Here is a 26,904-nt window from a genome sequence, read left to right as displayed (position 1 = left end):
TCGTTGATCCGTAAATGGCGCACGCAGCGACGCTTCAACTATTACAAAGCCCAAGCGGAGTACCACAGATGGCGTTCTTCACCGCAGCCAGCAAAGCCGACTTCCAGCACCAACTGCAAGCGGCCCTGGCGCAGCACATCAGCGAACAGTCCCTGCCACAAGTGGCGCTGTTCGCCGATCAGTTCTTCGGCATCATCTCTCTGGACGAACTCACCCAGCGCAGGCTTTCCGACCTGGCCGGCTGCACCCTGTCGGCCTGGCGCATCATCGAGCGTTTCGACCCCCAGTACCCGCAAGTACGCGTGTACAACCCCGATTACGAACGCAACGGCTGGCAGTCGACCCATACCGTGGTCGAGGTGCTGCACCACGACCTGCCGTTCCTCGTCGACTCGGTACGCACCGAGCTCAACCGCCGTGGCTATAGCATCCACACCCTGCAAACCACCGTGCTCAGCGTGCGCCGGGGCGCAAACGGCGAGCTGCTGGAGCTGCTGCCCAAGGGCAGCCGGGGCGAGGGTGTGCAGCACGAGTCGCTGATGTACCTGGAGATCGACCGCTGCGCCAATGCCGCCGAACTGGCCGTGTTGACCCGCGAGATCGAACAGGTGCTGGCTGAGGTTCGGGTGGCGGTTGCCGACTTCGAGCCGATGAAAGCCAAGCTGCAGGAAGTGCTCGCCAAGGTGGAGCAAACCGCGTTCGGCCCGGCGCAAAACGAGAAGGGCGAGGTCAAGGCCTTCCTCGAGTGGCTGCTGGACAACCACTTCACCTTCCTCGGCTATGAGGAATTCACCGTCGCCAGCACTGCCGATGGCGGCCAGATGGTCTACGACGAACAGTCGTTCCTCGGCTTGCCGCGCCGCCTGCGTGTGGGCCTGACGGCCGACGAACTGCGCATCGAAGACTACGCCGTGGCTTACCTCAATGAGCCGCTGCTGCTGTCGTTCGCCAAGGCCGCGCTGCCCAGTCGCGTGCACCGCCCGGCCTACCCGGACTATGTCTCGATTCGCCAGCTGGACGCCGACGGCAACGTCATCAAGGAGCACCGCTTCATGGGCCTGTACACCTCGTCGGTGTACGGCGAAAGTGTGCATGCCATTCCGTACATCCGCGTCAAGGTCGCGGAAGTGGAGCGCCGCTCGGGCTTCGATCCCAAGGCTCACCTGGGCAAGGAGCTGGCTCAGGTGCTGGAGGTGCTGCCGCGCGACGACCTGTTCCAGACGCCAATCGACGAGCTGTTCACCACGGTCATGGCGATCGTGCAGATCCAGGAGCGCAACAAGATCCGCGTGTTCCTGCGCAAGGACCCGTACGGCCGCTTCTGCTACTGCCTGGCCTACGTGCCGCGGGAAATCTACTCCACCGAAGTGCGGCAGAAGATCCAGCAGGTATTGATGGAGCGCCTGAAGGCCAGCGACTGCGAGTTCTGGACGTTTTTCTCCGAGTCGGTGCTGGCCCGCGTGCAGTTGATTCTTCGGGTCGACCCGAAAAACCGCATCGACATCGACCCGCAGCAGCTGGAGCGCGAAGTGGTGCAGGCCTGCCGCTCGTGGCGCGACGACTATTCGGCGCTGGTCGTGGAGAACTTCGGCGAAGCCCAGGGCACCAACATCCTCGCCGATTTCCCCACCGGCTTCCCGGCGGGCTACCGCGAGCGTTTCGCCGCCCACTCGGCGGTAGTCGACCTGCAGCACGTGCTCAACCTGTCGGAAAGCAAGCCGCTGGCGATGAGCTTCTACCAGCCGTTGACCCAGGTCGGCGAGCGCATCCTGCACTGCAAGCTGTACCACGTGGACACGCCGCTGGCGCTCTCCGATGTGTTGCCGATTCTGGAAAACCTCGGCCTGCGCGTACTCGGCGAGTTCCCGTACCGGCTGCGCCATGCCAGTGGCCGTGAATACTGGATCCACGACTTCGCCTTCACTTACAGCGAAGGCCTTAGCCTGGATATCCAGCAGCTCAATGACACCCTGCAGGACGCGTTCATCCATATCGTGCGCGGCGATGCCGAGAACGATGCCTTCAACCGCCTGGTGCTGACTGCCGGCCTGCCTTGGCGCGACGTGGCACTGCTGCGCGCCTACGCCCGTTACCTCAAGCAGATCCGCCTGGGCTTCGACCTTGGCTACATCGCCAGCACCCTGAACAACCACACTGACATCGCCCGTGAGTTGACCCGGCTGTTCAAGACCCGCTTCTACCTGGCGCGCAAGCTGACCCAGGACGACCTGGACGACAAGCAGCAGCGCCTGGAACAGGCCATTCTGACCGCGCTGGACGAGGTGCAGGTACTCAACGAAGACCGCATCCTGCGCCGCTACCTGGACCTGATCAAGGCCACCCTGCGCACCAACTTCTACCAACCGGACGCCAACGGCCAGAACAAGTCGTATTTCAGCTTCAAGTTCAACCCGCGGCTGATTCCCGAGCTGCCCAAGCCGGTGCCCAAGTTCGAGATATTCGTCTATTCGCCACGGGTCGAGGGCGTGCACCTGCGCTTTGGCAACGTGGCCCGTGGCGGCTTGCGCTGGTCCGACCGCGAAGAAGACTTCCGCACCGAAGTGCTCGGCCTGGTCAAGGCCCAGCAGGTGAAGAACTCGGTGATCGTGCCGGTGGGTGCCAAGGGTGGCTTCCTGCCGCGGCGCCTGCCGCTGGGCGGCAGCCGTGACGAGATCGCGGCCGAAGGCGTGGCGTGCTACCGCATCTTCATTTCCGGCCTGCTCGACATCACCGACAACCTCAAGGATGGCGGCGTGGTGCCGCCGGCCAACGTGGTGCGCCACGACGATGACGACCCGTACCTGGTGGTGGCCGCCGACAAGGGCACCGCGACCTTCTCCGACATCGCCAACGGCATTGCCATCGACTACGGTTTCTGGCTGGGCGACGCCTTCGCCTCGGGCGGTTCGGCCGGTTACGACCACAAGAAAATGGGTATTACCGCGCGCGGCGCCTGGGTCGGCGTGCAGCGGCACTTCCGTGAGCGCGGCATCAACGTGCAGGAAGACCCGATCACCGTCATCGGTGTGGGGGACATGGCCGGCGACGTATTCGGCAATGGCTTGCTGATGTCCGAAAAGCTGCAATTGGTGGCCGCGTTCAACCACTTGCACATCTTCATCGACCCCAACCCCGAGCCGGCTTCCAGCTTCGCCGAACGCAAGCGCCTGTTCGACCTGCCGCGCTCGGCCTGGACCGACTACGACACCAGCATCATGTCCGAAGGCGGTGGCATCTTCCCGCGCAGCGCCAAGAGCATTGCCATCAGCCCGCAGATGAAAGAACGCTTCGCCATCGTAGCCGACCGCCTGACGCCGACCGAGTTGCTGAACGCGTTGCTCAAGGCCCCGGTCGATCTGCTGTGGAATGGCGGGATCGGCACCTACGTCAAGGCCAGTAGCGAAAGCCACGCCGACGTCGGCGACAAGGCCAACGACGCGCTGCGGGTCAACGGCAACGAGCTGCGCTGCAAGGTGGTGGGCGAGGGTGGCAACCTGGGCATGACCCAGCTTGGCCGGGTCGAGTTCGGCCTGCACGGCGGGGCGACCAACACCGACTTCATCGACAATGCCGGTGGCGTGGACTGCTCTGACCACGAGGTCAATATCAAGATCCTGCTCAATGAAGTGGTGCAGGGTGGCGACATGACCGAGAAGCAGCGTAACCAGCTGCTCGGCAGCATGACCGATGAAGTCGCCAGCCTGGTGCTGGGCAACAACTACAAGCAGACCCAGGCGCTGTCGCTGGCCGCCCGCCGCGCCCGCGAACGCATTGCCGAGTACAAGCGCCTGATGGCTGACCTGGAGGCGCGGGGCAAGCTGGACCGTGCCATCGAGTTCCTGCCCTCCGAGGAGCAACTGGCCGAACGCCTGGCCGCCGGCCATGGCCTGACCCGCGCCGAGCTGTCGGTGCTGATCTCGTACAGCAAGATCGACCTCAAGGAGCAGTTGCTGAAGTCGCAGGTGCCGGACGACGACTACCTGACGCGCGACATGGAAACCGCCTTCCCGCCGTCGCTGGTCAGCAAGTTCGCCGAATCCATGCGCCGCCACCGCCTGAAGCGTGAAATCGTCAGTACCCAGATCGCCAACGACCTGGTCAACAATATGGGCATCACCTTCGTCCAGCGTCTCAAGGAGTCGACTGGCATGAGCCCGGCCAACGTGGCCGGGGCTTACGTGATCGTGCGCGACATCTTCCACCTGCCGCACTGGTTCCGCCAGATCGAGGCCCTCGACTACCAGGTGCCGGCGGAGGTCCAGCTGACCTTGATGGACGAGCTGATGCGCCTGGGCCGCCGTGCAACCCGCTGGTTCCTGCGCAGCCGCCGCAACGAGCAGGACGCCGGGCGCGACACCGCGCACTTCGGGCCGAAAATCGCGCAGCTCGGGCTCAAGCTGGATGAGTTGCTCGAAGGCCCGACCCGCGAACGCTGGATGGTGCGCTACCAGGGCTTCGTCGAGGCTGGCGTGCCGGAACTGCTTGCGCGCATGGTGGCCGGTACCAGCCACCTGTACACGTTGCTGCCGATCATCGAAGCGGCTGACGTTACCGGGCATGAGCCGGCGCAGGTGGCGAAGGCGTTCTTCGCCGTGGGCAGCGCGCTGGACCTGACCTGGTACCTGCAGGAAATCAGCAACCTGCCGGTGGAAAACAACTGGCAGGCGCTGGCCCGCGAGGCCTTCCGTGACGACATCGACTTGCAGCAGCGGGCGATCACCATTTCGGTCCTGCAAATGGCCGACGGGCCGCAAGACATGGACGCCCGTGTGGCGCTGTGGGCCGAGCAGCACCGGGTGATGGTAGAGCGCTGGCGCGCGATGCTCGATGACCTGCGCAATGCCAGCGGCAACGACTATGCGATGTATGCGGTGGCCAACCGCGAGCTGGTCGACCTGGCCATGAGCGGGCAGGCCGCGGTGGTGCCTGCTTAAGCTGCAAGCTGCAAGCTGCAAGCTACAAGCTACAAGCTACAAGCTACAAGCTACAAGCTACAAGCTACAAGCTACAAGCTACAAGCTGCAAGCGGACCTCACTGGTTTCGCTTGCAGCTTCTGGCTTTAGCACCGTTTAGATCCTGTACACAGCCCCCGCTTTTTCTTGAAACTTGAAGCTTGAAGCTTGAAGCTTTCCTACTTGAACCGCCGCTCCACGCCTTTCTCCACCAGGATCTTCGCCGAAATCTCTTCCACCGAAAAATGCGTGGAATTGATGTTGGGAATGTTCTCCCGGCGGAACAAACTCTCCACCTCGCGCACTTCAAACTCGCACTGGGCAAAGCTTGAGTAACGACTGTTGGGCTTGCGCTCGTGGCGGATGGCCGTGAGGCGGTCAGGGTCGATGGTCAGGCCGAACAGCTTGTTGTGGTGCTTTTTCAGCACTGCCGGCAACTGCAGGCGTTCCATGTCGTCTTCGGTCAGGGGGTAGTTGGCGGCGCGGATGCCAAACTGCATGGCCATGTACAGGCAGGTGGGGGTCTTGCCGCAGCGCGACACACCCACCAGGATCAGGTCGGCCTTGTCGTAGTAGTGCGTGCGCGCGCCGTCGTCGTTGTCCAGGGCGAAGTTCACCGCCTCGATGCGTTCCATGTAGTTGGAATTGCCGCCGATCGAATGGGACTTACCCACGGAATACGACGAATGGGCGGTCAATTCCTGCTCAAGTGGGGATAAAAACGACGAAAAGATGTCGATCATGAAGCCATTCGACGTGGCCAGGATCTCACGTATGTCCTGGTTGACGATGGTGTCGAAGATGATCGGGCGCACACCGTCACGCTCGGCCGCGGCATTGATCTGCTGGACCATGGTCCGCGCCTTGTCGGGCGAATCGATGTACGGCCGGGTGAATTTGTTGAACGGGATGCTCTCGAATTGCGCGAGCAGACTCTGGCCCAGGGTTTCGGCTGTGATACCGGTGCCATCGGAGATGAAGAACGCGGTTCGTTTCATTTGCGACCTGGGCCTTAAGCTGATGAAGATTCTTGGATATGATAAGTTCGGTTTGCCGAATGCGGCTGTCGACATTCTGCCACATTTGCAAAGCCTATTTTCCAGGTACAGGCCACAAACGCCCGGCCAAGTCATAGCGTACAGGCGGGCGCCCTTTGAGCTTTTCCAACACAGTTAGTGGAGAGATCACCTTGGTAGAGTACGTAGTTTCCCTCGATAAGCTCGGCGTCCATGATGTGGAGCATGTGGGGGGCAAGAACGCATCCCTGGGCGAGATGATCAGCAACCTTGCCGGTGCTGGTGTATCGGTGCCGGGCGGCTTTGCCACTACGGCGCAGGCGTACCGCGATTTTCTCGAGCAGAGTGGCCTCAATGACCGGATCCATGCGGCGCTCGACGCCCTCGACGTGGATGACATCAACGCCCTGACCAAGACCGGCGCGCAAATCCGCCAGTGGGTCATGGAAGCCGACTTCCCGGCGCGTCTGGATGCGGAAATCCGTACGGCGTTTGCCGAAATGGCCGCTGGCAACGACAACATGGCCGTTGCCGTGCGCTCCTCTGCCACTGCTGAAGACTTGCCGGACGCCTCGTTCGCCGGCCAGCAGGAAACGTTCCTCAACATTCGCGGCGTGGACAACGTGATCCGCGCGGCCAAGGAAGTGTTCGCTTCGCTGTTCAACGACCGTGCCATTGCCTACCGCGTGCACCAGGGCTTCGATCACAAACTGGTCGCCCTGTCTGCCGGTGTGCAGCGCATGGTTCGTTCCGAAACCGGCACCGCCGGTGTCATGTTCACCCTCGATACCGAGTCAGGCTTCCGCGACGTGGTGTTCATCACCGGCGCCTATGGCCTGGGTGAAACCGTGGTACAGGGTGCGGTAAACCCCGACGAATTCTACGTGCACAAGAACACCCTGCAGGCCGGCCGCCCGGCTATCCTGCGCCGCAATCTGGGCAGCAAGGCGATCAAGATGGTCTATGGCGATGAAGCCAAGGCCGGCCGTTCGGTGAAAACCGTGGAAGTCGACCGCGCCGAACGTGCGCGCTTCTGCCTGAGCGACGCCGAGGTCAGCGAACTGGCCAAACAGGCGATGATCATCGAGCAGCACTACCAGCGCCCGATGGACATCGAATGGGCCAAGGACGGTGACGACGGCAAGCTGTACATTGTCCAGGCCCGCCCCGAAACCGTGAAAAGCCGCTCCAGCGCCAATGTCATGGAGCGCTACCTGCTGAAGGAAAAGGGCACGGTCCTGGTTGAAGGCCGTGCCATTGGCCAGCGCATCGGCGCCGGCAAGGTCCGCGTGATCCACGATGTGTCGGAAATGGACAAGGTGCAGCCAGGCGACGTGCTGGTTTCCGACATGACCGACCCGGACTGGGAACCGGTGATGAAGCGCGCCAGCGCCATTGTCACCAACCGCGGTGGGCGTACCTGCCACGCGGCGATCATCGCCCGTGAGCTGGGCATCCCGGCCGTGGTCGGTTGCGGCAACGCCACCCAGGTGCTCAAAGACGGCCAGGGCGTCACGGTTTCCTGCGCCGAAGGCGACACCGGCTTCATCTTCGAGGGTGAGCTGGGCTTTGACGTCAAGCAGAACTCGGTCGATGCCATGCCCGAGCTGCCGTTCAAGATCATGATGAACGTCGGCAACCCGGACCGCGCCTTCGACTTTGCCCAGTTGCCCAACGCCGGTGTCGGCCTGGCGCGTCTGGAATTCATCATCAACCGTATGATCGGCGTGCACCCCAAGGCACTGCTGAACTACGCAGGTCTGCCTGCCGACCTCAAAGACAGTGTCGACAAGCGCATTGCCGGCTACAACGACCCAGTCGGCTTCTACGTCGAGAAATTGGTCGAGGGCATCAGCACCCTGGCCGCGGCCTTCTACCCGAAAAAGGTCATCGTGCGCCTGTCGGACTTCAAGTCCAACGAGTATGCCAACCTGATCGGCGGCAAGCTGTACGAGCCGGAAGAAGAGAACCCGATGCTGGGCTTCCGCGGTGCCTCGCGCTACATCAGCGAGTCGTTCCGTGACTGCTTCGAACTCGAGTGCCGCGCGCTCAAGCGCGTACGCAACGAGATGGGCCTGACCAACGTCGAAATCATGGTGCCCTTCGTGCGTACCCTGGGCGAGGCCAGCCAGGTCGTCGACCTGCTGGCCGAAAACGGCCTGGCCCGTGGCGACAACGGCCTGCGCGTCATCATGATGTGCGAGCTGCCGTCCAACGCCATTCTCGCCGAGGAGTTCCTGGAGTACTTCGACGGCTTCTCGATCGGCTCCAACGACCTGACCCAGCTTACCCTGGGCCTGGACCGTGACTCGGGCATCATCGCCCACCTGTTCGACGAGCGTAACCCGGCCGTGAAGAAGCTGCTGGCCAACGCCATTGCTGCCTGCAACAAGGCTGGCAAGTACATCGGCATCTGCGGCCAGGGCCCGTCGGACCACCCAGACCTGGCCAAGTGGCTGATGGAGCAGGGCATCGAGAGCGTGTCGCTGAACCCGGACTCGGTACTCGAAACCTGGTTCTTCCTCGCCGAAGGCCAGGGCGCAGCCTGACGCAATAAACGCGGGGGGGCGTCTGGCGTGCCCCCGCCTGGTTTTTTCCAGGGCGAGTTCCAGCAATGGATCCCGCCCTTTTTTGTGCACCAAGCAACCTTATGCAAAGCAGTAGCCGTTTATTTCCCGTGGCCTTGCTCAGTGCCGAGCGCCGCGGCGACCTCAGTGAAGACGTGTACCGGATCAAGGCCGGCAACAGCCCTGATCCCAGTGTGGAGTTGGCCGTTACCCGTCTGGGGCTGGCCGACCAGGAGCAGGCCCAGGGCGTGCCGGTGATTCTGCTGCATGGCAGTTTTTCCAACCGGCGTTTCTGGTATTCGCCCAAGGGCATCGGCCTGGGGGCCTATCTGGCACGGGCCGGTTTCGACGTATGGATCCCGGAAATGCGTGGCCATGGTCTGTCGCCACGCAATGCGGCCTGGCGACTCAACACCGTAGCCGGCTATGCCCGTGAAGACCTGCCAACCATCAACGCCTTCGTGCGCGAACAAGCCGGCCAGGCGCCGCATTGGGTGGGCCACTCACTCGGCGGGACAACCCTTGTGGCAGCGTTGGGTGGCGGTTTTCTGAGCGCCGACGAGGTTGCGAGCGTGGCCCTGTTCGGCACACAGGTCAGCCGCGTGTACTGGCCGTTGAAGGTCCCGCCAGTGGCCTGGGGCGCGAAGTGGCTGCTCAAGCGCTGGGGGCAGATTTCCGGGCCGCGCTTCAAGCGTGGGCCAGAGGACGAACCACTAGGGCTGGCCCTGGAAAGCCTGCGCTGGCATGGCCTGTTCGGGCGTTTTGGCGACAAGAAGCAGGATTGGTGGGCAGGGCTGGCCGAGGTCGATGTGCCGCTACTGGCAGTGGCCGGCGCCGGCGACTTCCAGGACCCGGTGTGGGCCTGCCGCAAGCTGTTTGAACAGGTGGGGGGCGAGCGCAAGCAGTTCCTGCGGCTGGGGCGTGAAGAAGGTTTCGACACTTTCGGGCATGTCGACATGCTGGTGAGCAAGGCTGCGCAGGTGCAGGTGTGGCCGCTGGTGGAGCGCTGGCTGCGTAACCCGCTGTTGCCGGTGCATGCGTCCACAGTGGTTGCAGAGCCTGTGCCGGTCAGCTGAGTTTGCGTCGCCTGTGCTGGCCTCTTCGCGGGCGCGCCCGCTCCTACAGGTACTGCACAAGCCTGCGAACCTGTGACAATCCTGTGGGAGCCGGCTTGCCGGCGATAGGGCCGGCACAGGCAAAACACACATGACTATCTAGTCCCGGATGACTGCAATGGGCTCTACGGTGTAGCCTTGGCCGATACCCGCTTTCGTTGTGACTGACAGGAGCTTCCCATGCAGCATTACGTAACGCCCGACCTGTGTGACGCCTACCCGGACCTGGTCCAGGTGCTGGAACCGATGTTCAGCAACTTCGGTGGCCGTGATTCGTTTGGCGGCCAGATCGTTACCATCAAGTGCTTCGAGGACAACTCGCTGGTCAAGGAGCAGGTCGAACTCGATGGCAAAGGCAAGGTGCTGGTAGTCGATGGCGGTGGGTCGCTGCGTCGGGCATTACTGGGGGACATGCTTGCCGAGAAGGCTGCCAGAAATGGCTGGGAAGGCTTGTTGATCTACGGCTGCGTACGCGACGTCGATGTATTGATCCAGACCGACGTCGGCGTGCAGGCGCTGGCCAGCCACCCGATGAAGACCGACAAGCGCGGCATCGGTGACCTCAATGTGGCAGTGACCTTCGCCGGCGTGACGTTCCGCCCGGGCGAGTATGTGTACGCCGACAACAATGGCGTGCTGGTGTCGCCAAGCCCGTTGAAAATGCCGGAGTGATGCGCCGCACGCGCTGATGGAGCTTTGATGTTCGAGGAAGACAACGCGCAGTGGGGGCTGGTGCATGCCCTGGTGCTCGATGGCAAAGGCGGCGCGCGCTCGATTGCCCGTACCGAACTGGCCGACCTGCAATTGCAGCCCCAGCAGAGCCTGTGGCTGCACTGGGATCGCAGCCACCCGCAAACCCGTACCTGGCTGTTGCATGAAAGCGGCCTCAGCGAGTTCGCCTGCGAGCTGCTGCTGGAGGAGAATACCCGCCCGCGCTTGCTGCCCATGGCCGATGAACAACTGCTGCTGTTCTTGCGTGGGGTCAACCTGAACCCGGGTGCCGAGCCGGAAGACATGGTCTCGGTGCGCATTTTCGCCGAGGCGCAGCGGTTCATCTCGCTGCGCTTGCGGCCCCTGCGCGCCAGCGACGAGGTGCTCCAGCTACTGGAACAGGGCAGGGGGCCCACATCCGCATCCGAACTGCTGCTGCTGATGGGGGAACTGCTGACCGAAAAGGTACAGGGGCTGGTCAGTGACCTCGCCGAACTGGTCGACCTGGAAGAAGAAAAGGTCGAATCCGACGAACGGTATACCCCCGAACAAGGCAGCCTGCAGCAGATCCGTCGGCGGGCCGCTGGGTTGCGCCGGTTCCTGGCCCCGCAACGGGAAATCTATGCCCAGTTATCACGCAGCAAGTGGGGCTGGTTCGCCTATGCCGATGCCGATTACTGGAACGAGCTGAACAACAGCCTGATCCGCTACCTGGAGGAGCTGGAGCTGACCCGCGAGCGCGCCGCGCTGGTGCTGGAGAGCGAAGACCGTCGCCGCAGCGAGCGGATGAACCGCACCATGTACCGCTTTGGCATCATCACCTGCATTTTTCTGCCGATGAGCTTCATCACCGGGCTGCTGGGCATCAATGTCGGTGGCATTCCGGGGGCGCAAAACCCCTACGGCTTCCTGTTCGCCTGCCTTGTGGTGCTAGGGCTGGCGGTGGGGCAGTGGTGGTTGTTCCGCCGGTTGCGATGGGTATGAAGCGTGGGCGGGCTGCAGGCGTACATCACACCATTCGAAACATTCGTGCCAATCGGATGTGTGACCCATCGCCGGGCCATCTCGTCTCTAGCTGACACTGCGCGAGGTGCACATGCACGATCCGTTTGAAGAATCCCTGCGCGACCTGCTCAAGGCGTCACCCTCCGGCAACGACCGGGACGACCGGGATGACGCTGCCTGCTTGGGTCGCGTGCTGAAAACCGCCAACCGCCAGGTCGGTGCGGGTGATCTGTTCAGCTTGCTTGGCCGCTGGAGCCAGGCGCTGCTGATTGCCGTGAACAATGGCTCGGCGCATGTCGCGCCGGTGCGTCGACACACTTCCCGCAACGCTGCCGCTGGCAGCAAAGCAGATAAGGCCGATTGAATATGGAACTCGATCTCTGGACCCAGAGCCTGGTCACCGCGATGACCGCCCTTTGGACCAAAGTGGCGAACTTCATCCCTAACCTGTTCGGCGCATTGGTCGTGGTGCTGCTCGGTTTCGTGGTAGCCAAGCTGCTCGATACACTGCTGTCCAAACTGCTGGCCAAATTCGGCCTGGACCGCCTGATGGCGGGTACCGGCCTGACCAAAATGCTGGGCCGGGTCGGCATTCAGGTGCCCATTTCCACCCTGATCGGCAAGATCGTCTACTGGTTCGTACTGCTCATCTTCCTGGTTTCCGCCGCTGAATCGCTGGGCCTGGAGCGGGTTTCGGCGACCCTCGACATGCTTGCCCTGTACTTGCCGAAAGTGTTCGGCGGGGCCCTGGTGTTGCTGGCCGGTGTGCTGCTGGCACAGGTGGCCAATGGCCTGGTGCGCGGTGCTGCAGAAGGCATTGGCCTGGAGTATTCGGCTGGCCTGGGGCGGATCGCGCAAGGGCTGGTCATCATCATCAGCATTTCGGTGGCCATCAGCCAGCTGGAGGTGAAAACCGACCTGCTCAACCATGTGATCGTCATCGGCCTGATTACCGTTGGTCTGGCGGTTGCCCTGGCCATGGGCCTGGGCAGCCGCGAAATTGCCGGGCAGATTCTGGCCGGCATTTATGTTCGCGAGTTGTACCAGGTAGGCCAGCAGGTGCGGATTGGAGAGGTCGAAGGGCTCATTGAGGAAATCGGCACGGTGAAAACCACGCTGCTGACCGAGGAGGGGGAGCTGGTGTCGTTGTCCAACCGCGAGCTGCTGGAACAGCGAGTCAATAGCCGCTAACCGCGTGAAAGCTGTTAATGTATGCCGCCGCGAAATTCGACCCACGGGGTCGCGCGGCGACATTGACCTGACTGTCGGCCAGATCCGTTTTGAATAAAGTTCCTACGCCGCCCATGCGTTATGACCCTCGCGAGCTCACCGACGAAGAGTTGGTGGCGCGTTCGCATGAGGAGCTGTACCACGTCACCCGTGCCTATGAGGAGCTCATGCGGCGCTACCAGCGGACCCTGTTCAACGTCTGTGCACGTTATTTAGGGAACGACCGTGACGCGGACGATGTCTGTCAGGAAGTGATGCTCAAGGTGCTGTACGGTCTGAAGAACTTCGAGGGTAAATCCAAGTTCAAGACCTGGCTCTACAGCATCACCTACAACGAGTGCATTACCCAGTACCGCAAGGAGCGCCGCAAACGCCGGTTGATGGATGCCCTGAGCCTGGACCCTGTTGAAGAGGCGTCCGAGGACAAGGCACCGAAGCCGGAAGAAAAAGGCGGGCTGGACAAGTGGCTGGTGCATGTGAACCCGATCGACCGCGAGATCCTGGTGCTGCGTTTTGTCGCAGAGCTGGAGTTCCAGGAGATCGCCGACATCATGCACATGGGCCTGAGCGCTACAAAAATGCGATACAAGCGCGCGCTAGACAAGCTTCGTGAGAAATTTGCGGGTCTCGATGAAACTTAGTCGTCTGCAAATATCTCTAACGAATCGGCGAGTTCTGCTAGACTTGCCGTCGAGTTGTCCCCCTTGTTTATGGTGGGACTGCTTAACTATCACCAGATGGGGATTTAACGGATGAAATTGAAAAACACCTTGGGCTTGGCCATTGGTTCGCTCGTAGCCGCCACCTCGATTGGCGCTATGGCACAAGGTCAAGGCGCGGTCGAGACTGAAATCTTCTACAAGAAAGAATTCTTCGACAGCCAGCGCGACTTCAAGAACGACGGCAACCTGTTCGGCGGTTCGATCGGTTACTTCCTGACCGACGACGTTGAACTGCGTCTGGGCTACGACGAAGTGCACAATGCTCGTGGCGATGACGGCAAGAACATCAAGGGCTCGAACACCGCCCTGGACGCCGTTTACCACTTCAACAACCCGTACGACGCTATCCGTCCGTACGTTTCCGCTGGTTTCTCGCACCAGTCGCTGGGCCAGACCGGCCGTGGCGGTCGTGACCACTCCACCTTCGCCAACGTTGGCGCCGGTGCCAAGTGGTACATCACCGACATGTTCTACGCCCGTGCTGGCGTTGAAGCCCAGTACAACATCGACCAGGGCGACACCGAGTGGGCCCCAAGCGTTGGTGTTGGTCTGAACTTCGGCGGTAGCCCGAAGCAAACCGCAGCCCCCGCTCCAGCACCTGTTGCTGAAGTTTGCTCCGACTCCGACAACGACGGCGTGTGCGACAACGTCGACAAGTGCCCAGACACCCCGGCCAACGTTACCGTTGATGCTGACGGCTGCCCGGCTGTTGCCGAAGTCGTTCGTGTTGAGCTGGACGTGAAGTTCGACTTCGACAAGTCGGTCGTCAAGCCAAACAGCTACGGCGACATCAAGAACCTGGCTGACTTCATGAAGCAGTACCCACAAACCACCACCGTGGTTGAAGGTCACACTGACTCCGTGGGTCCAGACGCTTACAACCAGAAGCTGTCCGAGCGTCGTGCCAACGCTGTCAAGCAAGTCCTGACCCAGCAGTACGGCGTAGAGTCCAGCCGTGTTGACTCGGTTGGCTACGGCGAAACCCGTCCGGTTGCTGACAACGCCACCGAAGAAGGCCGTGCTATCAACCGTCGCGTTGAAGCTCAGGTAGAAGCCCAGGCCAAGTAATTGGTTTGAAGCTTCACGAAAAACCCGGCCTCGGCCGGGTTTTTCTTTGGCTGGATTTTACCGGCCGGCGGGCCGTGGCTGTCAGCCGGTAGCGGTCACCCACTGCTGAGCGACCTGCGCCCCAACCACCTCGCCAATCACCAGGATCGCCGGGCTACGCAAAGCGAACCCACGCGCATCCTCGACCATCCCCTGCACATCGCTCCTGCACTCGCGTTGCTCGGGGAGCGAGGCATTCTCGATCATGGCCACCGGCATGCCGGGTGCCATTCCCCCGTCCAGCAACCCTTGGCGGACCTGCTCCAGCCTGGCCACGCCCATGTACACCACCAACGTGGTGCCAGCCTGGGCCAATGCTGCCCAGTTCAGTGCGCTGTCATCCTGGGTATGCGCGGTCACCAGCGTTACCCCGCGGCTGACGCCCCGCGAGGTCAGGGAAATACCGCACTGCGTGGCGCCTGCCAGGCCTGCGGTGATGCCGTTGACGATTTCCACCTCGATACCATGCCCCTGCAGCCACAGGGCCTCCTCGCCGCCGCGGCCGAAAATGCATGGGTCGCCGCCCTTGAGCCGCACTACACAGCGCCCTTGGCGGGCGTGGCGCAACATCAGGCGCTGGATGAACGCCTGTGGTGTCGAGCGGCAGCCACCACGCTTGCCCACTGCAATAACCCGCGCCTGCGGGCAATGTTCCAGCACTGCCGGGTTGACCAGGTCGTCGACCATCACCACTGCCGCTTGCTGCAAGGCGCGTACAGCCTTGAGGGTGAGCAGTTCCGGGTCACCCGGGCCGGCGCCGACCAGCCACACTTTTGCATTCATCCGCGTTTCCTCATTGGCAAGCTGCATTCAGCCCTTGAGCAGGGCGAGCAGTAATATCAAGTTGATCAGTAGCGACAGCACGGCCAGGGTGCGCCAGACTTTCAGTGGCTCGCGCTCCAGCAATGGCCGTGGCCGCCCGGGCAATTCCTGGCGGTCGCCCCGTTCGAGCAGCAGCAACCAGTGTTCGGCGGTTTCGAAGCGCTGCGCCGGGTCGGCGGCCACGGCCTGCTGCAGGTGGTGCTGCAGCCACTCCGGCAGGTCGGGCCGGTAGCGCGCAGGGTTGACCGGTTGGCCGAAGCGTGGCCGCTGAAAAGCTTCCACTTCCCCGTACGGGTAGTGCCCGGTCAGCAGGTGATACAGCGTCACGCCTGCGGCATACAGGTCCTGGCGTGGGCTGGGCGGCAGGCCGTCAAAGGCTTCCGGGGCGATGTAGGACGGGGTGCCGGGCAAGGCATGTTGCGGGTCTTCGCAGAGCCCGGGGCAGTACGCCAGGCCGAAGTCCAGCAGGCGCAACTGGCCATCGCAGCCCAGGTGCAGGTTGTCGGGCTTGATGTCGCGGTGCAGCAGGTTGCGCCGGTGCAGCACCCCCACCGCCTGTAGCAACTGCCGGGCGAGCTCCAGCCACTGGGCCAACGGCAGTGGGCCATTTTCGGCCAGCAGCGCGGCCAGGCTCTGGCCAGGGTATTCGCGCATCACGTAGTACAACTGCTGGCGCTGGCTACAGGCGTGCAGCTCGGGGAAGTGCCGGCCGGCGACCCTGCGCATGAACCACTCTTCGAGCAGCAGGGCCTGCGCCGCACCAGGCTCCTGCCGCCGCTCGGGCGGCAAGGTCTTGAGCAGCCACGCCTGGCCTTGGCCATCGCGCACCCGGTACAACAATGACTGACGGCTGTGCGCGCGCAGTTGTTCGACCTGCCAGCCATCGATCAAAAGGCCTGGCCGTAATGGCTCGGGCACAGGCCAGTGCTGCAGTTGCGCCAACGTGTCGCCAAGGTTCGCCGTGCCCAGTTGGTCGACCTGCACGAGCATGGCGCTGGCGTTATCCTGGCTACCGTTGAGGTGGGCGCTGGCAACCAACGTGTCCACGGCCAGCTGCAGGTCGGGTTGCTCGCGCAGCACCGCCTGGATGTGCTGGTCGCCCAGGCTGGCCAAGACACCGTCGCTGACCAGCAGATAACATTCACCCGGCTGCAATTCGCCTTCCAGGTAATCCACCAGCAGATGCTGGTCCAGGCCCAGCGCGCGTTTGAGTACATGCTGCATGCCGGGCTGGTCCCAGACATGGTCTTCGCTCAGGCACTGCAGCTGGCCGGCGTGCCAACGATACACCCGGCAGTCGCCTACGTGGGCCAGGGTGAAGCGCCGCCCACGCAGCACCAGTGCGCTGAGGGTGGTCAGCAACGGCTGACCATTCCCTTGGGCGCGCAGCCAGCGGTTCTGTGCCAGCAGCAGGCGGTCGAGGGCTTGGGCCACGCCCCAGGTGGCCGGCGTGGCGTAGTAGTCCAGGGCCAGCGCCTGCAGGCTGGCCCGCGCGGCAAGGCCACCGTCGGCACATTGGCTGACCCCGTCGGCCAGGGCGAACAGGTAGCCCTTGCTGGCGGCCAGTTCGGGCGCCGGGGTGACCAGGCGCAAGGCATCCTGGTTTTCCGCGCGTGGCCCGGTGGCACTGGCCTGGGCAAAGCTCAGTTGCAGGCTCATGGGTGTGCCTCAGACCCGCGCTGCGGTCACGGCCGCCGAGCCCCAGGTGGTGCGCCAGCGTTGTTTCACGCCGTGCAGGCCGAACCAGGCCAGCAGGCCCAGGCTGGCGAACAGCCACAACCCCAGTTGGTAATCGCCAGTGTGCTGCTTGATGGTGCCCAGCCCCGCCGCCAGCAGGAAGCCCCCCATACCACCGGCCATGCCGATCAGCCCGGTCATCACGCCGATTTCCTGGCGGAAGCGTTGCGGCACCAGTTGGAACACTGCGCCATTGCCGGCACCCAGGCCGAGCATGGCGCTGACGAACAGGGCCAGGGCGGCGGCCGCGGAGGGCAGGTTGAAGCCGACGGCAGCAATGCAGATGGCCGCTACGCTGTACATGCCCAGCAGCGTGCGGATGCCGCCAAAGCGGTCGGCCAGGGCGCCACCGAGCGGGCGCATCAGGCTGCCGGCGAACACGCAGGCCGCCGTGTAGTAGCCGGCGGTGACCGGGCTGAGGCCGTACTGATCGCTGAAGTAGCCAGGCAGGGCGCTGGCCAGGCCGATGAAACCACCGAACGTAACGCTGTAGAAGAACATGAACCACCAGCTGTCGCGGTCGCCCAGTGCCTTGAGGTAGTCGGCCATGGCTTTGGGCTTGGGCCGTTGTGGGGCGTTACGTGCCAGCAAGGCGAATACCACCAGCGCCAGCGACAGTGGCAGCAGTGCAAAGCCGAAGACATTGTTCCAGCCAAAGCCGGCTGCCAGTGCCGGGGCGAGCAGGGCCGCGAACACCGTGCCCGAGTTGCCGGCCCCGGCGATGCCCATGGCCTTGCCTTGATGCTGTGGCGGGTACCACTGCGAAGCCAGTGGCAGCGACACGGCGAACGAGGCGCCGGCAAAACCGAGGAACAAGCCCAGCAGCAGTGCCTGTTCATAGCTGTGCACGCCCAGGCGCCAGGCAGCGGCCAGCGCGACGATGACCACTACCTGGCCGATCAGCCCGGCGGTCTTGGGCGACAGGCGGTCCACCAGCACGCCCATGGCAAAGCGCAGGATGGCCCCGGCCAGGATCGGCACCGCCACCATCAAGCCCCGCTGTTGTGCGCTCAATTGCAGGTCGGCGGCAATCTGCACCGCCAGCGGGCCCAGCAGGTACCAGACCATGAAGCTGAGGTCGAAGTACAGGAACGCGGCGAACAGCGTGGGCACATGCCCGGACTTCCAGAAGCTGGTACTCATCGAACACCTCACTCGGTCATGCAACGGAACGAAAAAGACGCCGCCACCCGCTCCACGGCTGTGGAGGGGTGAGCGACGTCTTTGTCGGAATTTAAGTGGGGCAACCGCCGTTGGTTACCGGTGCGTTTTGTTCAGCAAGAGATGGGCCAACTGTGCCTGGGCAGGGTGGCCAGGCAGTGCACCGGCCCCCTCAGCCGAGCATCTCGTGCATGGCGATGATCTGCTCGGCCACCTGGATCAGCTTCTGTTGGCGGCTCATGGCCTGGCGGCGCATCAGGGTGTAGGCCTGTTCTTCATTGCAGTCTTTCATTTTCATCAGCAGGCCCTTGGCTTGCTCGATACGCTTGCGTTCAGCCAGTTGCTGGTCGCGTGCCAGCAACTGGGCGCGCAGGGCCTGGTCGCTTTCGAAGCGAGCCATGGCCACGTCCAGAATCGGCTGCAACCGCGCCGCATGGATACCTTCCACGATATAGGCACTGACCCCTGCCTGGATCGCCTGGCGCATCACCCCGGGGTCGTGTTCGTCAGTGAACAGCACGATCGGTCGGGGTTGGTCACGGCTGACCAGCACCACATGCTCCATCACATCGCGGTCCGGTGAATCGGTATCGATCAGCACCACGTCCGGGCGCACCGTTTCGACGCAGGCGGGCAGGTCGATGGTCAGGCCTGGGGCTTCGGTGACGTCGAAGCCGGCCTCGGTCAAAGCGGCCTTGAGGCGGCCTAGTTTGCTCTGGGTGTCGTCGATCAGCAGGATGCGCAGCATGGTCGTCCCCCCTTACCTGCCAACCTGGGCGTCGGGCAGCTCGCCCAACGCATGCAGGCTGAAGCTACGGGCATAGCCGTAGGGGTCGCTGCCGTCCCAGCGGCCACCGTCTATCAGCAGGCTGCTGCGCATGGGGTGCGCCGGGCATGCCACGCCCAGGCTCTGGGCGGCCTCGGTGTACAGCGCCAGTTGTTGGACCTGGCCTGCGACCTGGTGGTAATCCGGGTCTTCGCGCAGCAGGCCCCAGCGGCGAAACTGGGTCATGAACCACATGCCGTCGGACAGGTATGGGAAGTTGGCTCGGCCCTGGTCGAACAGGCGCAGGGCGTGCGGGTCTTGCCAGTGGTTGCCCAGGCCGTCCTGATAGTGGCCCAGCAGGCGTGGCTCGATGCTGGCCAGCGCGGTGTCCAGGTAGGCGCTGCCACTGAGCAGTTGCGCGGCGCTGCGGCGGTTGTCCGGGCTTTGCTCGATGAACCGGCTGGCAGCGAGGATCGCCTTGATCAACGCGCGCGCGCTGTTGGGGTATTGTTCGGCAAAGGCGCGGGCACAGGCCAGGACCTTTTCCGGGTGGTCGGGCCAGATCGACTGGCTGGTGGCCAGAGTGAAGCCCTGGCCTTTGGCGACCGCGTCGGCGGCCCACGGCTCGCCGACGCAGAAGCCGTCGATGCGCCCCGCCTGGATGTGTGCGGCCATCTGCGCAGGCGGTACGACTACGCTGTCGACGTCACGCAATGGGTGGATGCCTTGGCTGGCCAGCCAGTAATACAGCCACATGGCGTGGGTGCCCGTGGGGAAGGTCTGGGCAAAGGTCAGCCGTGGGCCATGTTGGTGCACCAGCCGCGCCAGTGCTTCAGGGTTGGTCACGCCTTTGCGTTGCAGGGTTGGGGACAGGTTGATGGCCTGGGCGTTCTGGTTCAGCCCCATGAGCACGGCCATGTCGCTGCCCGGCACGCCACCGATGCCCAGGTGCACGGCGTAGACCAGCCCATACAGGCAGTGCGCGGCGTCCAGTTCGCCACTGACCAGTTTGTCCCGCAGGCCGGCCCACGAGCCCTGGCGCTTAAGGTTGAGGGTCAGGCCGTGCTGCTGGGCGAAGCCCTGGGTGGCGGCGACCACGACCGAGGCGCAGTCGGTGAGGCCCATGAAACCGATGTTGAGGCTGGGTTTCTCCGGCGCGTCGCTGCCGTTGACCCAGGCCAGGGGCGTTGCTCGGGGTGCAGTGTTCACAAGGTTCCTCGCCCATACTGATAAGGCTGTGGGCACTTGGGGTGCAACCGATGTGCCATTTACGCGATCACCTCGCTCCGCAGCCCCACGATGTGCTGTCATGCCGGCGCCGCGCTAGCTATAATCGCCCCCTCACTCACCCTGAGCCTTGCCCGCCCATGTATACCCTGGCCCGCCAGCTGCTGTTCAAGCTTTCCCCGGAAACTTCTCACGACCTGTCCCTGGACCTGATCGGCGCCGGTGGCCGTCTTGGCCTCAACGGCATGCTGTGCAAGCAACCGGCGGCGTTGCCGGTATCGGTCATGGGCTTGAACTTTGCCAACCCGGTCGGCCTGGCCGCCGGCCTGGACAAGAATGGCGCGGCCATCGACGGCTTTGCGCAGTTGGGCTTCGGTTTCGTCGAAATCGGCACCGTCACGCCGCGCCCGCAGCCGGGCAATCCCAAGCCTCGGCTGTTCCGCCTGCCGCAAGCCACCGCCATCATCAACCGCATGGGCTTCAACAACCTGGGTGTCGATCACCTGCTTGGCCGTGTTCGTGCGTCGCGTTACAGCGGTGTGCTGGGTATCAACATCGGCAAGAACTTCGACACCCCGGTCGAGCGCGCGGTGGACGACTACCTGATCTGCCTGGACAAGGTGTATACCGCTGCCAGCTACATCACGGTCAACGTCAGTTCGCCGAACACCCCGGGCCTGCGCAGCCTGCAGTTCGGCGATTCGCTCAAGCAACTGCTCGATGCCCTGGCCGAGCGCCGTGAGCAGCTGGCTGCTGCACATGGCAAGCGCGTGCCGCTGGCGATCAAGATCGCCCCCGACATGAGCGACGAAGAAACCGCCCTGGTGGCGGCTGCGTTGATGGAGTCGGGCATGGATACAGTGATTGCCACCAACACCACGCTGGGCCGTGAGGGTGTCGAAGCGCTGCCTTATGGGGGCGAGGCAGGTGGCCTGTCAGGCGCGCCGGTGCTGGAGAAGAGCACCCATATCGTCAAGGTGCTGGCGGGTGAATTGGGTGGGAAGTTGCCGATCATTGCCGCCGGTGGCATCACCGAAGGGCGCCACGCTGCCGAGAAGATCGCTGCTGGGGCGAGCCTGGTGCAGATCTATTCGGGCTTCATTTACAAGGGGCCGGCGCTGATTCGCGAAGCGGTGGATGCGATCGCGGCGATGCCTCGCTAGCCTGGCGGGGTTTGCCAGCGCATGAAAAAGGGCCCCTTGAAGGGGCCCCTGGGCCTAAGCCCGCCGCCCGGTTGGGGCGTGCATGGTAAATCGAATTCAGTGTCCTCGATCAGCCTACGGCGTGATTTTCGTTGAGTCTATGGATGCCAGCGGTGCCAGTCATACCGTCCCAGTTATCGCCGCGACCTTCACGCCAGCCGTTGATCCAGGCTTGGCGAACAGAAGGAAGATTGAATGGGCAAAGTTCGCGGGATTTGCCGGTTACCCCGTATTGGTAGCCACGTGAATATGCTCTTTCCAACGGATCACGCTTAAGTCTTCTCATAGGGTGTTGCCCTCACTTGTTGACTGTAATGTCCCGTCGGCCTCTCCGAGGCCGGGCAGAGTCTTTCTGCCGGTTTGCGCTCGCTGCCGGCGTGGCGAGCTGAATGTGCCGCCTCGTTGCGAAGCGGCCTGAGACCAGTTCTATCGAATGCGAGTCACGGTGTGAATGATCGATTTGTCATAAGGACGTAACGTTTGTGAGGGTGTGGGGATAAGTAAAGAAATGCGACTCAACCTTATTTAGAGTTGAGCCCGCTACGATCGGGGTTTGCCGATCATTGACGTCATTTTGCCAGCGTCAGTCAAGGAACAGAGAAATAATTTGAAATGCGACGAAGGGTCACACAGCGCTCTACGTCGCCAGAATTTTTCGTACTGCCTGATGATCTAAGCTGTCTTTGCCACCCGGCGAAGCGCAGATCTGTCAGGTGGCCCGGCCCGCTGCGGCACACGAGTGTGCCCAACCGGCCACCTGCACGCCTGCTGGAAAGGCGTGCGGGCAAACATCGCGGGGCGATGCGTCGCCTCGTCAGTCAATAGCCCAAGGCTCTGGAATATTCATGTCGGACCGTTTCGAACTCTACCTCACCTGCCCCAAAGGCCTTGAAGGCCTGCTTGCCGAAGAGGCCAAAAGCCTTGGCCTGGACGAAGTGCGTGAGCACACCTCGGCCATCCGCGGCGCCGCCGACATGGAGACCGCCTACCGCCTGTGCATCTGGTCGCGCCTGGCCAACCGGGTGCTGCTGGTGCTCAAGCGTTTTTCCATGAAGAACGCCGACGACCTGTATGACGGTGTGCACGCCGTGGACTGGGCGGACCACCTGGCGGCCGATGGCACCCTGGCTGTCGAGTTCAGCGGCCATGGCTCGGGCATCGACAACACCCATTTCGGTGCGTTGAAGGTCAAGGATGCCATCGTCGACAAGCTGCGCAACCGCGAAGGCCTGCGCCCGTCGGTGGAAAAGATCGATCCTGACGTTCGCGTGCACCTGCGCCTGGAGCGCGGCGAGGCGATCCTGTCCCTCGACCTGTCCGGGCACAGCTTGCACCAGCGTGGCTATCGTCTGCAGCAGGGCGCCGCGCCGCTCAAGGAAAACCTGGCGGCTGCTGTGCTGATCCGTTCCGGCTGGCCGCGTATTGCCGCGCAAGGTGGTGCGCTGGCCGACCCGATGTGCGGTGTGGGTACGTTCCTGGTAGAGGCCGCCATGATTGCTGCCGATATCGCGCCCAACCTCAAGCGTGAACGCTGGGGTTTCAGCGCCTGGCTCGGCCACGTGCCGGCGCTATGGCGCAAGGTGCATGAAGAAGCGCAGGCACGTGCCCAGGCTGGCCTGGCCAAACCCCCGCTGTGGATCCGTGGCTACGAGGCCGACCCGCGGCTGATTCAGCCGGGCCGTAACAACGTGGAGCGCGCAGGCTTGGGTGACTGGGTGAAAATCTACCAGGGCGAGGTCAGCACCTTCGAGCCGCGCCCGGACCAGAACCAGAAAGGCCTGGTCATCAGCAACCCGCCCTACGGCGAGCGCCTGGGTGATGAAGCCAGCCTGCTGTATCTCTACCAGAACCTTGGCGAGCGCCTGCGCCAGGCATGCATGGGTTGGGAGGCTGCGGTATTCACCGGTGCGCCGCAACTGGGCAAGCGCATGGGCATTCGCAGCCACAAGCAGTACGCGTTCTGGAACGGCGCGTTGCCGTGCAAGCTGCTGTTGTTCAAGGTGCAGCCTGACCAATTCGTCACCGGTGAGCGTCGCGAGGCACCGGCCGACACCGGTGAGGTCGGCCAGCAGGTGCCCGTCACCAGCGAGCCGGCCCGCCTGTCGGAAGGGGCACAGATGTTTGCCAACCGCCTGCAGAAAAACCTCAGGCAACTGGGCAAATGGGCCCGGCGCGAGCAGGTCGACTGCTATCGCCTGTACGATGCCGACATGCCTGAATATGCCCTGGCAGTCGATCTGTACCACGATTGGGTACATGTGCAGGAATATGCCGCACCACGCTCGGTGGACCCGGACAAGGCCCAGGCGCGCCTGCTTGATGCCCTGGCGGCCATCCCGCAGGCATTGGGCATTGCTCCCCAGCGCGTGGTGCTCAAGCGCCGCGAGCGGCAAAGCGGTACCCGCCAGTACGAGCGTCAGGCTACCGAGGGGCGTTTCCAGGAGGTCAACGAAGGCGGCGTGAAGTTGTTGGTCAACCTCACCGATTACCTCGACACCGGCTTGTTCCTCGACCACCGCCCGATGCGCATGCGGATTCAGCGCGAAGCAGCCGGCAAGCGCTTCCTCAACCTGTTCTGCTACACCGCCACGGCCACCGTGCACGCGGCCAAGGGCGGCGCGCGCAGCACCACCAGCGTCGACCTGTCGAAGACCTACCTGGACTGGGCGCGGCGCAACCTGGCGCTCAATGGTTACTCCGAGCGCAATCGCCTGGAGCAGAGTGATGTCATGGCCTGGCTGGAGGGTAACCGTGACAGCTACGACCTGATCTTCATCGACCCGCCGACCTTCTCCAACTCCAAACGGATGGAAGGTGTGTTCGACGTGCAACGTGACCATGTGCAGTTGCTGGACTTGGCCATGGCCCGCCTGGCGCCCGGTGGCGTGCTGTATTTCTCCAACAACTTCCGCAAGTTCCAGCTGGACGAACACCTGATGGCGCGCTACGCAGTGGAGGAAATCACGGCCCAGACCCTGGACCCGGATTTCGCCCGCAACAACCGTATTCACCGCGCCTGGCGCTTGCAGCTGCGCTGAGCCGACGGGGTACATTGCGTCGGTAGTGGCAATTGGCTATAACTGAGTGCAGGGCAGGATAATCCGCAGGACGCTGACGTGACGAGACGGGTGTATGTCAAAGTGTGGCGTGCTTGCGCGGGTGCTTGGCCTGCGCGCAGAGGCGATGTCCGCCTGGCTGATGGCCTTGATTGCGCTGCTGGCCGGCGGCCTGTTGACGGCCGCCCTGGCCCTGGCCGCGCAGTCGTTTTACAACCAGCAGCTGCGCCAGCGCTTCGAGCTGCTGGCGGGCGAGCGCTTTGGCCGCATCGCCGAGCGTTTTGCCGAACAGCACCAGCGCCTGGATGGGCTGCGGTGGTTTTTCAGCTATTCCGACGAAATAACCCCTCGGGAATTTGACGGTTATGCCCGGCCGCTGCTGCACCGTACCCAGGCCTATGCTTGGGCCCCGCGTGTAGAGGCTGCTCAGCGCGCCGTGTTTGAACGCCAGGCCAGCACCCTTGCCGGCCCGGGCTTTGTGATTCGCGATCAGGACGAACAGGGGCAATGGCGCCGCGCTCCCGCGCGCGACCTGTATTTTCCCGTGCTCTATAACGCATCAGGCACCTCGCCGGGGCTGCCTTATGGTCTCGACCTGGCCGCGCAGGATGCGGCCCGGGCCGTGCTTGCGCGGGCGCTGGTGCCGGGAAGCATGGCGGTGTCCCAGCCGCTCAAGTTGAATGCCAGCGAACAGGGCGCGGGCGGCCTGTTGATGGTCGCGCCGGTGTTCGCCGTTGCCGCGACCCACGGCGCTGCAGCGGGCTATGTGCTGGCCTTGTTGAGCATGCCCGAGCTGATCGGCGATGGCCGGCCAGTGGCGCCTGACGATAACCTGGTAACACGCTTGGTTGACCCGTCCGGGCGGCAGGGCCCAGAAGTTCTCTACGACTCCAACAACCCCGTGGCGCCTCTCTCGCTGGTCTGCGATCAGGTGCTGCACCTGGCGGACCGCCAGTTGCTGCTGAGTATCCGCCCCAGCCTGGCATTCTTGCAGGCCAACCGTTCTTCGGCGGTGCTGGCAGTCGGTGCCCTGGGCGATTTGCTGAGCCTGCTGCTGAGCGTGCTGTTGTTCAGCCTGTTCAGCCAGCGTCAACGGGCCTTGGCCCTGGTTGCGCAGCGCACCGAAGAGCTGCAGATCAGCGAACAGTCGCTGCGCGGCACTCACAATCAGCTGCGCAGCGTGCTGGATGCCGCGACCCAGGTTGCCATCATCGCCACCAACCTCAAAGGGGTGGTCAGCACCTTCAATGCCGGTGCCGAAAGCATGCTCGGTTACCCGGCCAGTGAAGCCATTGGCCGCCTGCGTCTTGAGCAACTGGTGCTGGCCGAGGAGCTGAGCCAGCGCGCCCACGCCTTGAGTTTGCGCTTTGGCCGCGCCATTGCGGGGGGCCATGCACTGTTTGCCGAAACGGTATACGAACAGGGGGCCGAGCCGGGTGAGTGGACCCTGGTACGCGCCGACGGCAGCCAACTGGTAGCCAACATGCTGGTGACCGCCATGCTGGACGAGCAGGGCTTGTGGGTGGGTTACCTGGCCATCTGCATCGATGTCACCGAGCGGCGTCGGGTGCACGAGGCATTGGCTGCGCGTGACCGGTTGCTGGAAAAACTCAGTGCCGAAGTACCGGGCGGCATCTACCAGTACAGGCTGGATGCCAACGGCCATTCGTGTTTCCCCTATGCCAGCAAGGGGCTGTACGACATTTATGAGCTTGACCTGCAGCAGCTGCGCGAAGATGCCGCCGCAGTGTACGAACGCATTCACCCTGATGACCTGGAGCGGGTGAGCCGCTCGGTGCGTTATTCGGCCGAACACCTGACGCCGTGGCGCGAGGAGTACCGCGTGTGCCTGCCCCAGGCGGGCTTGCGCTGGGTGCGTGGCGAGGCAACGCCGGAAGTGGGCGAGCAGGGCTGCACCTTGTGGCATGGCTATCTGACCGATATTTCCGATCTCAAGGGCGTGGAACACGAGTTGCGCAGGCTGTCGGTGACCGATTCACTGACCGGCATCCATAACCGCCGTTACTTCCAGGAACGGCTGAAAAACGAGTTGGAGCGTGCCCTGCGAGGTGGCCAGGCGCTGGCCGTGATCATGCTCGACATTGATCACTTCAAGCGCATCAACGACCGTTTCGGCCATGCGGTCGGTGACCGGGTGCTGCGTAGCCTGTGCCAGCGCATCGGCCAGCGCTTACGGCGGACCGATGTGTTCTGCAGGCTGGGCGGGGAGGAGTTCATGGTGCTGTGCCCGGGCAGTGATGCCGAGCAGGCGCGTGTGCTGGCGCTGGAGCTTTGGCAAGGCGTGCGCAATGACCCAGTAGACGGCGTGGGCCAAGTGACCGCGAGTTTCGGCGTGGCCGGGTGGCGGCGGGGGGAGGGCGCCGATGCATTGCTGTTGCGCGCCGATGCCGGGGTTTATGCGGCCAAGCAGGCCGGGCGGGACCGGGTAGAGGGCGAGTCGACCTGACCGCGCTGCCAGGTGCTGGTCACTGCATCTTCAGCGCCTG

At 63.3% G+C, this 26,904-nt stretch carries 19 protein-coding genes; 12 read left to right on the top strand and 7 right to left on the bottom strand.

Annotated elements, in window-relative coordinates; translation table 11 throughout:
• Positions 1-68 precede the first annotated feature (68 nt).
• Entirely contained in the window at positions 69-4,934 is a 4,866-nt protein-coding gene (locus GEV39_RS16830) for an NAD-glutamate dehydrogenase (RefSeq protein ID WP_173890586.1), read from the top strand.
• Positions 4,935-5,132: 198 nt separating this feature from the next.
• On the opposite strand, the gene ppsR is transcribed toward GEV39_RS16830, so the two are convergent.
• A complete protein-coding gene (ppsR, locus tag GEV39_RS16825) occupies positions 5,133-5,951 on the bottom strand; it encodes a posphoenolpyruvate synthetase regulatory kinase/phosphorylase PpsR (RefSeq protein ID WP_012271263.1) in 819 nt (272 codons plus the stop codon).
• Positions 5,952-6,142: 191 nt separating this feature from the next.
• Between ppsR and ppsA the strand changes: the two genes are divergently transcribed.
• The 8 genes from ppsA to GEV39_RS16785 all read left to right on the top strand — a co-directional run bounded on the left by ppsA (position 6,143) and on the right by GEV39_RS16785 (position 14,387).
• Positions 6,143-8,518, top strand: a complete 2,376-nt coding sequence (gene ppsA / locus GEV39_RS16820; RefSeq protein ID WP_173890584.1) for a phosphoenolpyruvate synthase — start codon at positions 6,143-6,145, stop codon at positions 8,516-8,518.
• Between the two features lie 101 nt (positions 8,519-8,619).
• Entirely contained in the window at positions 8,620-9,612 is a 993-nt protein-coding gene (locus tag GEV39_RS16815) for an alpha/beta fold hydrolase (protein WP_249414285.1), read from the top strand.
• Between the two features lie 219 nt (positions 9,613-9,831).
• Positions 9,832-10,323 carry a ribonuclease E activity regulator RraA gene (gene rraA / locus GEV39_RS16810; RefSeq protein ID WP_009684023.1) on the top strand — a complete coding sequence of 164 codons (492 nt, stop codon included), beginning with the start codon at positions 9,832-9,834 and terminating at the stop codon, positions 10,321-10,323.
• 27 nt (positions 10,324-10,350) lie between these two features.
• Entirely contained in the window at positions 10,351-11,346 is a 996-nt protein-coding gene (cmaX, locus tag GEV39_RS16805; RefSeq protein WP_173890580.1) for a divalent cation transporter CmaX, read from the top strand.
• Between the two features lie 112 nt (positions 11,347-11,458).
• Positions 11,459-11,731 (top strand): CrfX protein, encoded by a 273-nt coding sequence (locus GEV39_RS16800; protein ID WP_173890579.1) that lies wholly within the window; start codon positions 11,459-11,461, stop codon positions 11,729-11,731.
• A gap of 2 nt (positions 11,732-11,733) precedes the next feature.
• The gene (locus tag GEV39_RS16795; protein WP_173890577.1) at positions 11,734-12,558 is read left to right on the top strand and encodes a mechanosensitive ion channel family protein; all 825 of its coding nucleotides are present in this window, start codon (positions 11,734-11,736) and stop codon (positions 12,556-12,558) included.
• Between the two features lie 113 nt (positions 12,559-12,671).
• Positions 12,672-13,238 carry an RNA polymerase sigma factor SigX gene (sigX, locus tag GEV39_RS16790; protein WP_003248665.1) on the top strand — a complete coding sequence of 189 codons (567 nt, stop codon included), beginning with the start codon at positions 12,672-12,674 and terminating at the stop codon, positions 13,236-13,238.
• 111 nt (positions 13,239-13,349) lie between these two features.
• A complete protein-coding gene (locus tag GEV39_RS16785) occupies positions 13,350-14,387 on the top strand; it encodes an OmpA family protein (protein ID WP_009684019.1) in 1,038 nt (345 codons plus the stop codon).
• Positions 14,388-14,468: 81 nt separating this feature from the next.
• On the opposite strand, the gene cobA is transcribed toward GEV39_RS16785, so the two are convergent.
• The 5 genes from cobA to GEV39_RS16760 all read right to left on the bottom strand — a co-directional run bounded on the left by cobA (position 14,469) and on the right by GEV39_RS16760 (position 20,121).
• Positions 14,469-15,209, bottom strand: coding sequence for a uroporphyrinogen-III C-methyltransferase (gene cobA / locus GEV39_RS16780; protein ID WP_173890575.1), 741 nt, complete (start codon positions 15,207-15,209; stop codon positions 14,469-14,471).
• Between the two features lie 27 nt (positions 15,210-15,236).
• Positions 15,237-16,907, bottom strand: a complete 1,671-nt coding sequence (locus GEV39_RS16775) for a bifunctional protein-serine/threonine kinase/phosphatase (RefSeq protein ID WP_173890573.1) — start codon at positions 16,905-16,907, stop codon at positions 15,237-15,239.
• 9 nt (positions 16,908-16,916) lie between these two features.
• A complete protein-coding gene (locus GEV39_RS16770) occupies positions 16,917-18,128 on the bottom strand; it encodes a nitrate/nitrite transporter (protein WP_173890571.1) in 1,212 nt (403 codons plus the stop codon).
• A 190-nt stretch (positions 18,129-18,318) separates the two neighbouring features.
• Positions 18,319-18,894, bottom strand: coding sequence for an ANTAR domain-containing response regulator (locus GEV39_RS16765; protein ID WP_009684013.1), 576 nt, complete (start codon positions 18,892-18,894; stop codon positions 18,319-18,321).
• Positions 18,895-18,906: 12 nt separating this feature from the next.
• Complete coding sequence (locus tag GEV39_RS16760) at positions 18,907-20,121, bottom strand: CmpA/NrtA family ABC transporter substrate-binding protein (RefSeq protein ID WP_173890569.1); 1,215 nt, start codon at positions 20,119-20,121, stop codon at positions 18,907-18,909.
• A 158-nt stretch (positions 20,122-20,279) separates the two neighbouring features.
• Here GEV39_RS16760 and GEV39_RS16755 point away from each other — a divergent pair, with 158 nt between their 5' ends.
• Positions 20,280-21,302: a quinone-dependent dihydroorotate dehydrogenase gene (locus GEV39_RS16755; protein WP_173890567.1), complete on the top strand. Its 1,023-nt coding sequence runs from the start codon at positions 20,280-20,282 to the stop codon at positions 21,300-21,302.
• Positions 21,303-21,411: 109 nt separating this feature from the next.
• On the opposite strand, the gene rmf is transcribed toward GEV39_RS16755, so the two are convergent.
• Positions 21,412-21,627 carry a ribosome modulation factor gene (gene rmf, locus GEV39_RS16750; protein ID WP_003248687.1) on the bottom strand — a complete coding sequence of 72 codons (216 nt, stop codon included), beginning with the start codon at positions 21,625-21,627 and terminating at the stop codon, positions 21,412-21,414.
• Between the two features lie 559 nt (positions 21,628-22,186).
• On the opposite strand from rmf, the gene rlmKL reads away from it, so the two are divergent.
• Together rlmKL and GEV39_RS16740 are read left to right on the top strand one after the other, a co-directional pair.
• Positions 22,187-24,379 (top strand): bifunctional 23S rRNA (guanine(2069)-N(7))-methyltransferase RlmK/23S rRNA (guanine(2445)-N(2))-methyltransferase RlmL, encoded by a 2,193-nt coding sequence (gene rlmKL, locus GEV39_RS16745; protein WP_173890565.1) that lies wholly within the window; start codon positions 22,187-22,189, stop codon positions 24,377-24,379.
• 94 nt (positions 24,380-24,473) lie between these two features.
• Positions 24,474-26,864 (top strand): sensor domain-containing diguanylate cyclase, encoded by a 2,391-nt coding sequence (locus GEV39_RS16740; RefSeq protein ID WP_173890563.1) that lies wholly within the window; start codon positions 24,474-24,476, stop codon positions 26,862-26,864.
• The last annotated feature ends 40 nt before the right edge of the window (positions 26,865-26,904 follow it).

Source organism: Pseudomonas sp. NY5710, from assembly GCF_013305665.1.
Classification (GTDB): domain Bacteria; phylum Pseudomonadota; class Gammaproteobacteria; order Pseudomonadales; family Pseudomonadaceae; genus Aquipseudomonas; species Aquipseudomonas juntendi.
This window is presented reverse-complemented; position numbering and strand designations above follow the sequence as displayed.

Excerpts from the sequence above, each read along its gene's own strand:
- GEV39_RS16795 (WP_173890577.1), top strand. The coding sequence starts at position 11,734 with ATGGAACTCGATCTCTGGACCCAGAGCCTGGTCACCGCGATGACCGCC.
- GEV39_RS16755 (WP_173890567.1), top strand. The coding sequence starts at position 20,280 with ATGTATACCCTGGCCCGCCAGCTGCTGTTCAAGCTTTCCCCGGAAACT.
- GEV39_RS16800 (WP_173890579.1), top strand. The coding sequence starts at position 11,459 with ATGCACGATCCGTTTGAAGAATCCCTGCGCGACCTGCTCAAGGCGTCA.
- ppsR (WP_012271263.1), bottom strand. The coding sequence starts at position 5,951 with ATGAAACGAACCGCGTTCTTCATCTCCGATGGCACCGGTATCACAGCC.
- rraA (WP_009684023.1), top strand. The coding sequence starts at position 9,832 with ATGCAGCATTACGTAACGCCCGACCTGTGTGACGCCTACCCGGACCTG.
- rmf (WP_003248687.1), bottom strand. The coding sequence starts at position 21,627 with ATGAGAAGACTTAAGCGTGATCCGTTGGAAAGAGCATATTCACGTGGC.
- cobA (WP_173890575.1), bottom strand. The coding sequence starts at position 15,209 with ATGAATGCAAAAGTGTGGCTGGTCGGCGCCGGCCCGGGTGACCCGGAA.
- sigX (WP_003248665.1), top strand. The coding sequence starts at position 12,672 with ATGCGTTATGACCCTCGCGAGCTCACCGACGAAGAGTTGGTGGCGCGT.
- GEV39_RS16765 (WP_009684013.1), bottom strand. The coding sequence starts at position 18,894 with ATGCTGCGCATCCTGCTGATCGACGACACCCAGAGCAAACTAGGCCGC.
- rlmKL (WP_173890565.1), top strand. The coding sequence starts at position 22,187 with ATGTCGGACCGTTTCGAACTCTACCTCACCTGCCCCAAAGGCCTTGAA.
- GEV39_RS16785 (WP_009684019.1), top strand. The coding sequence starts at position 13,350 with ATGAAATTGAAAAACACCTTGGGCTTGGCCATTGGTTCGCTCGTAGCC.
- GEV39_RS16830 (WP_173890586.1), top strand. The coding sequence starts at position 69 with ATGGCGTTCTTCACCGCAGCCAGCAAAGCCGACTTCCAGCACCAACTG.
- GEV39_RS16775 (WP_173890573.1), bottom strand. The coding sequence starts at position 16,907 with ATGAGCCTGCAACTGAGCTTTGCCCAGGCCAGTGCCACCGGGCCACGC.
- GEV39_RS16815 (WP_249414285.1), top strand. The coding sequence starts at position 8,620 with ATGCAAAGCAGTAGCCGTTTATTTCCCGTGGCCTTGCTCAGTGCCGAG.
- cmaX (WP_173890580.1), top strand. The coding sequence starts at position 10,351 with ATGTTCGAGGAAGACAACGCGCAGTGGGGGCTGGTGCATGCCCTGGTG.
- GEV39_RS16740 (WP_173890563.1), top strand. The coding sequence starts at position 24,474 with ATGTCAAAGTGTGGCGTGCTTGCGCGGGTGCTTGGCCTGCGCGCAGAG.
- GEV39_RS16770 (WP_173890571.1), bottom strand. The coding sequence starts at position 18,128 with ATGAGTACCAGCTTCTGGAAGTCCGGGCATGTGCCCACGCTGTTCGCC.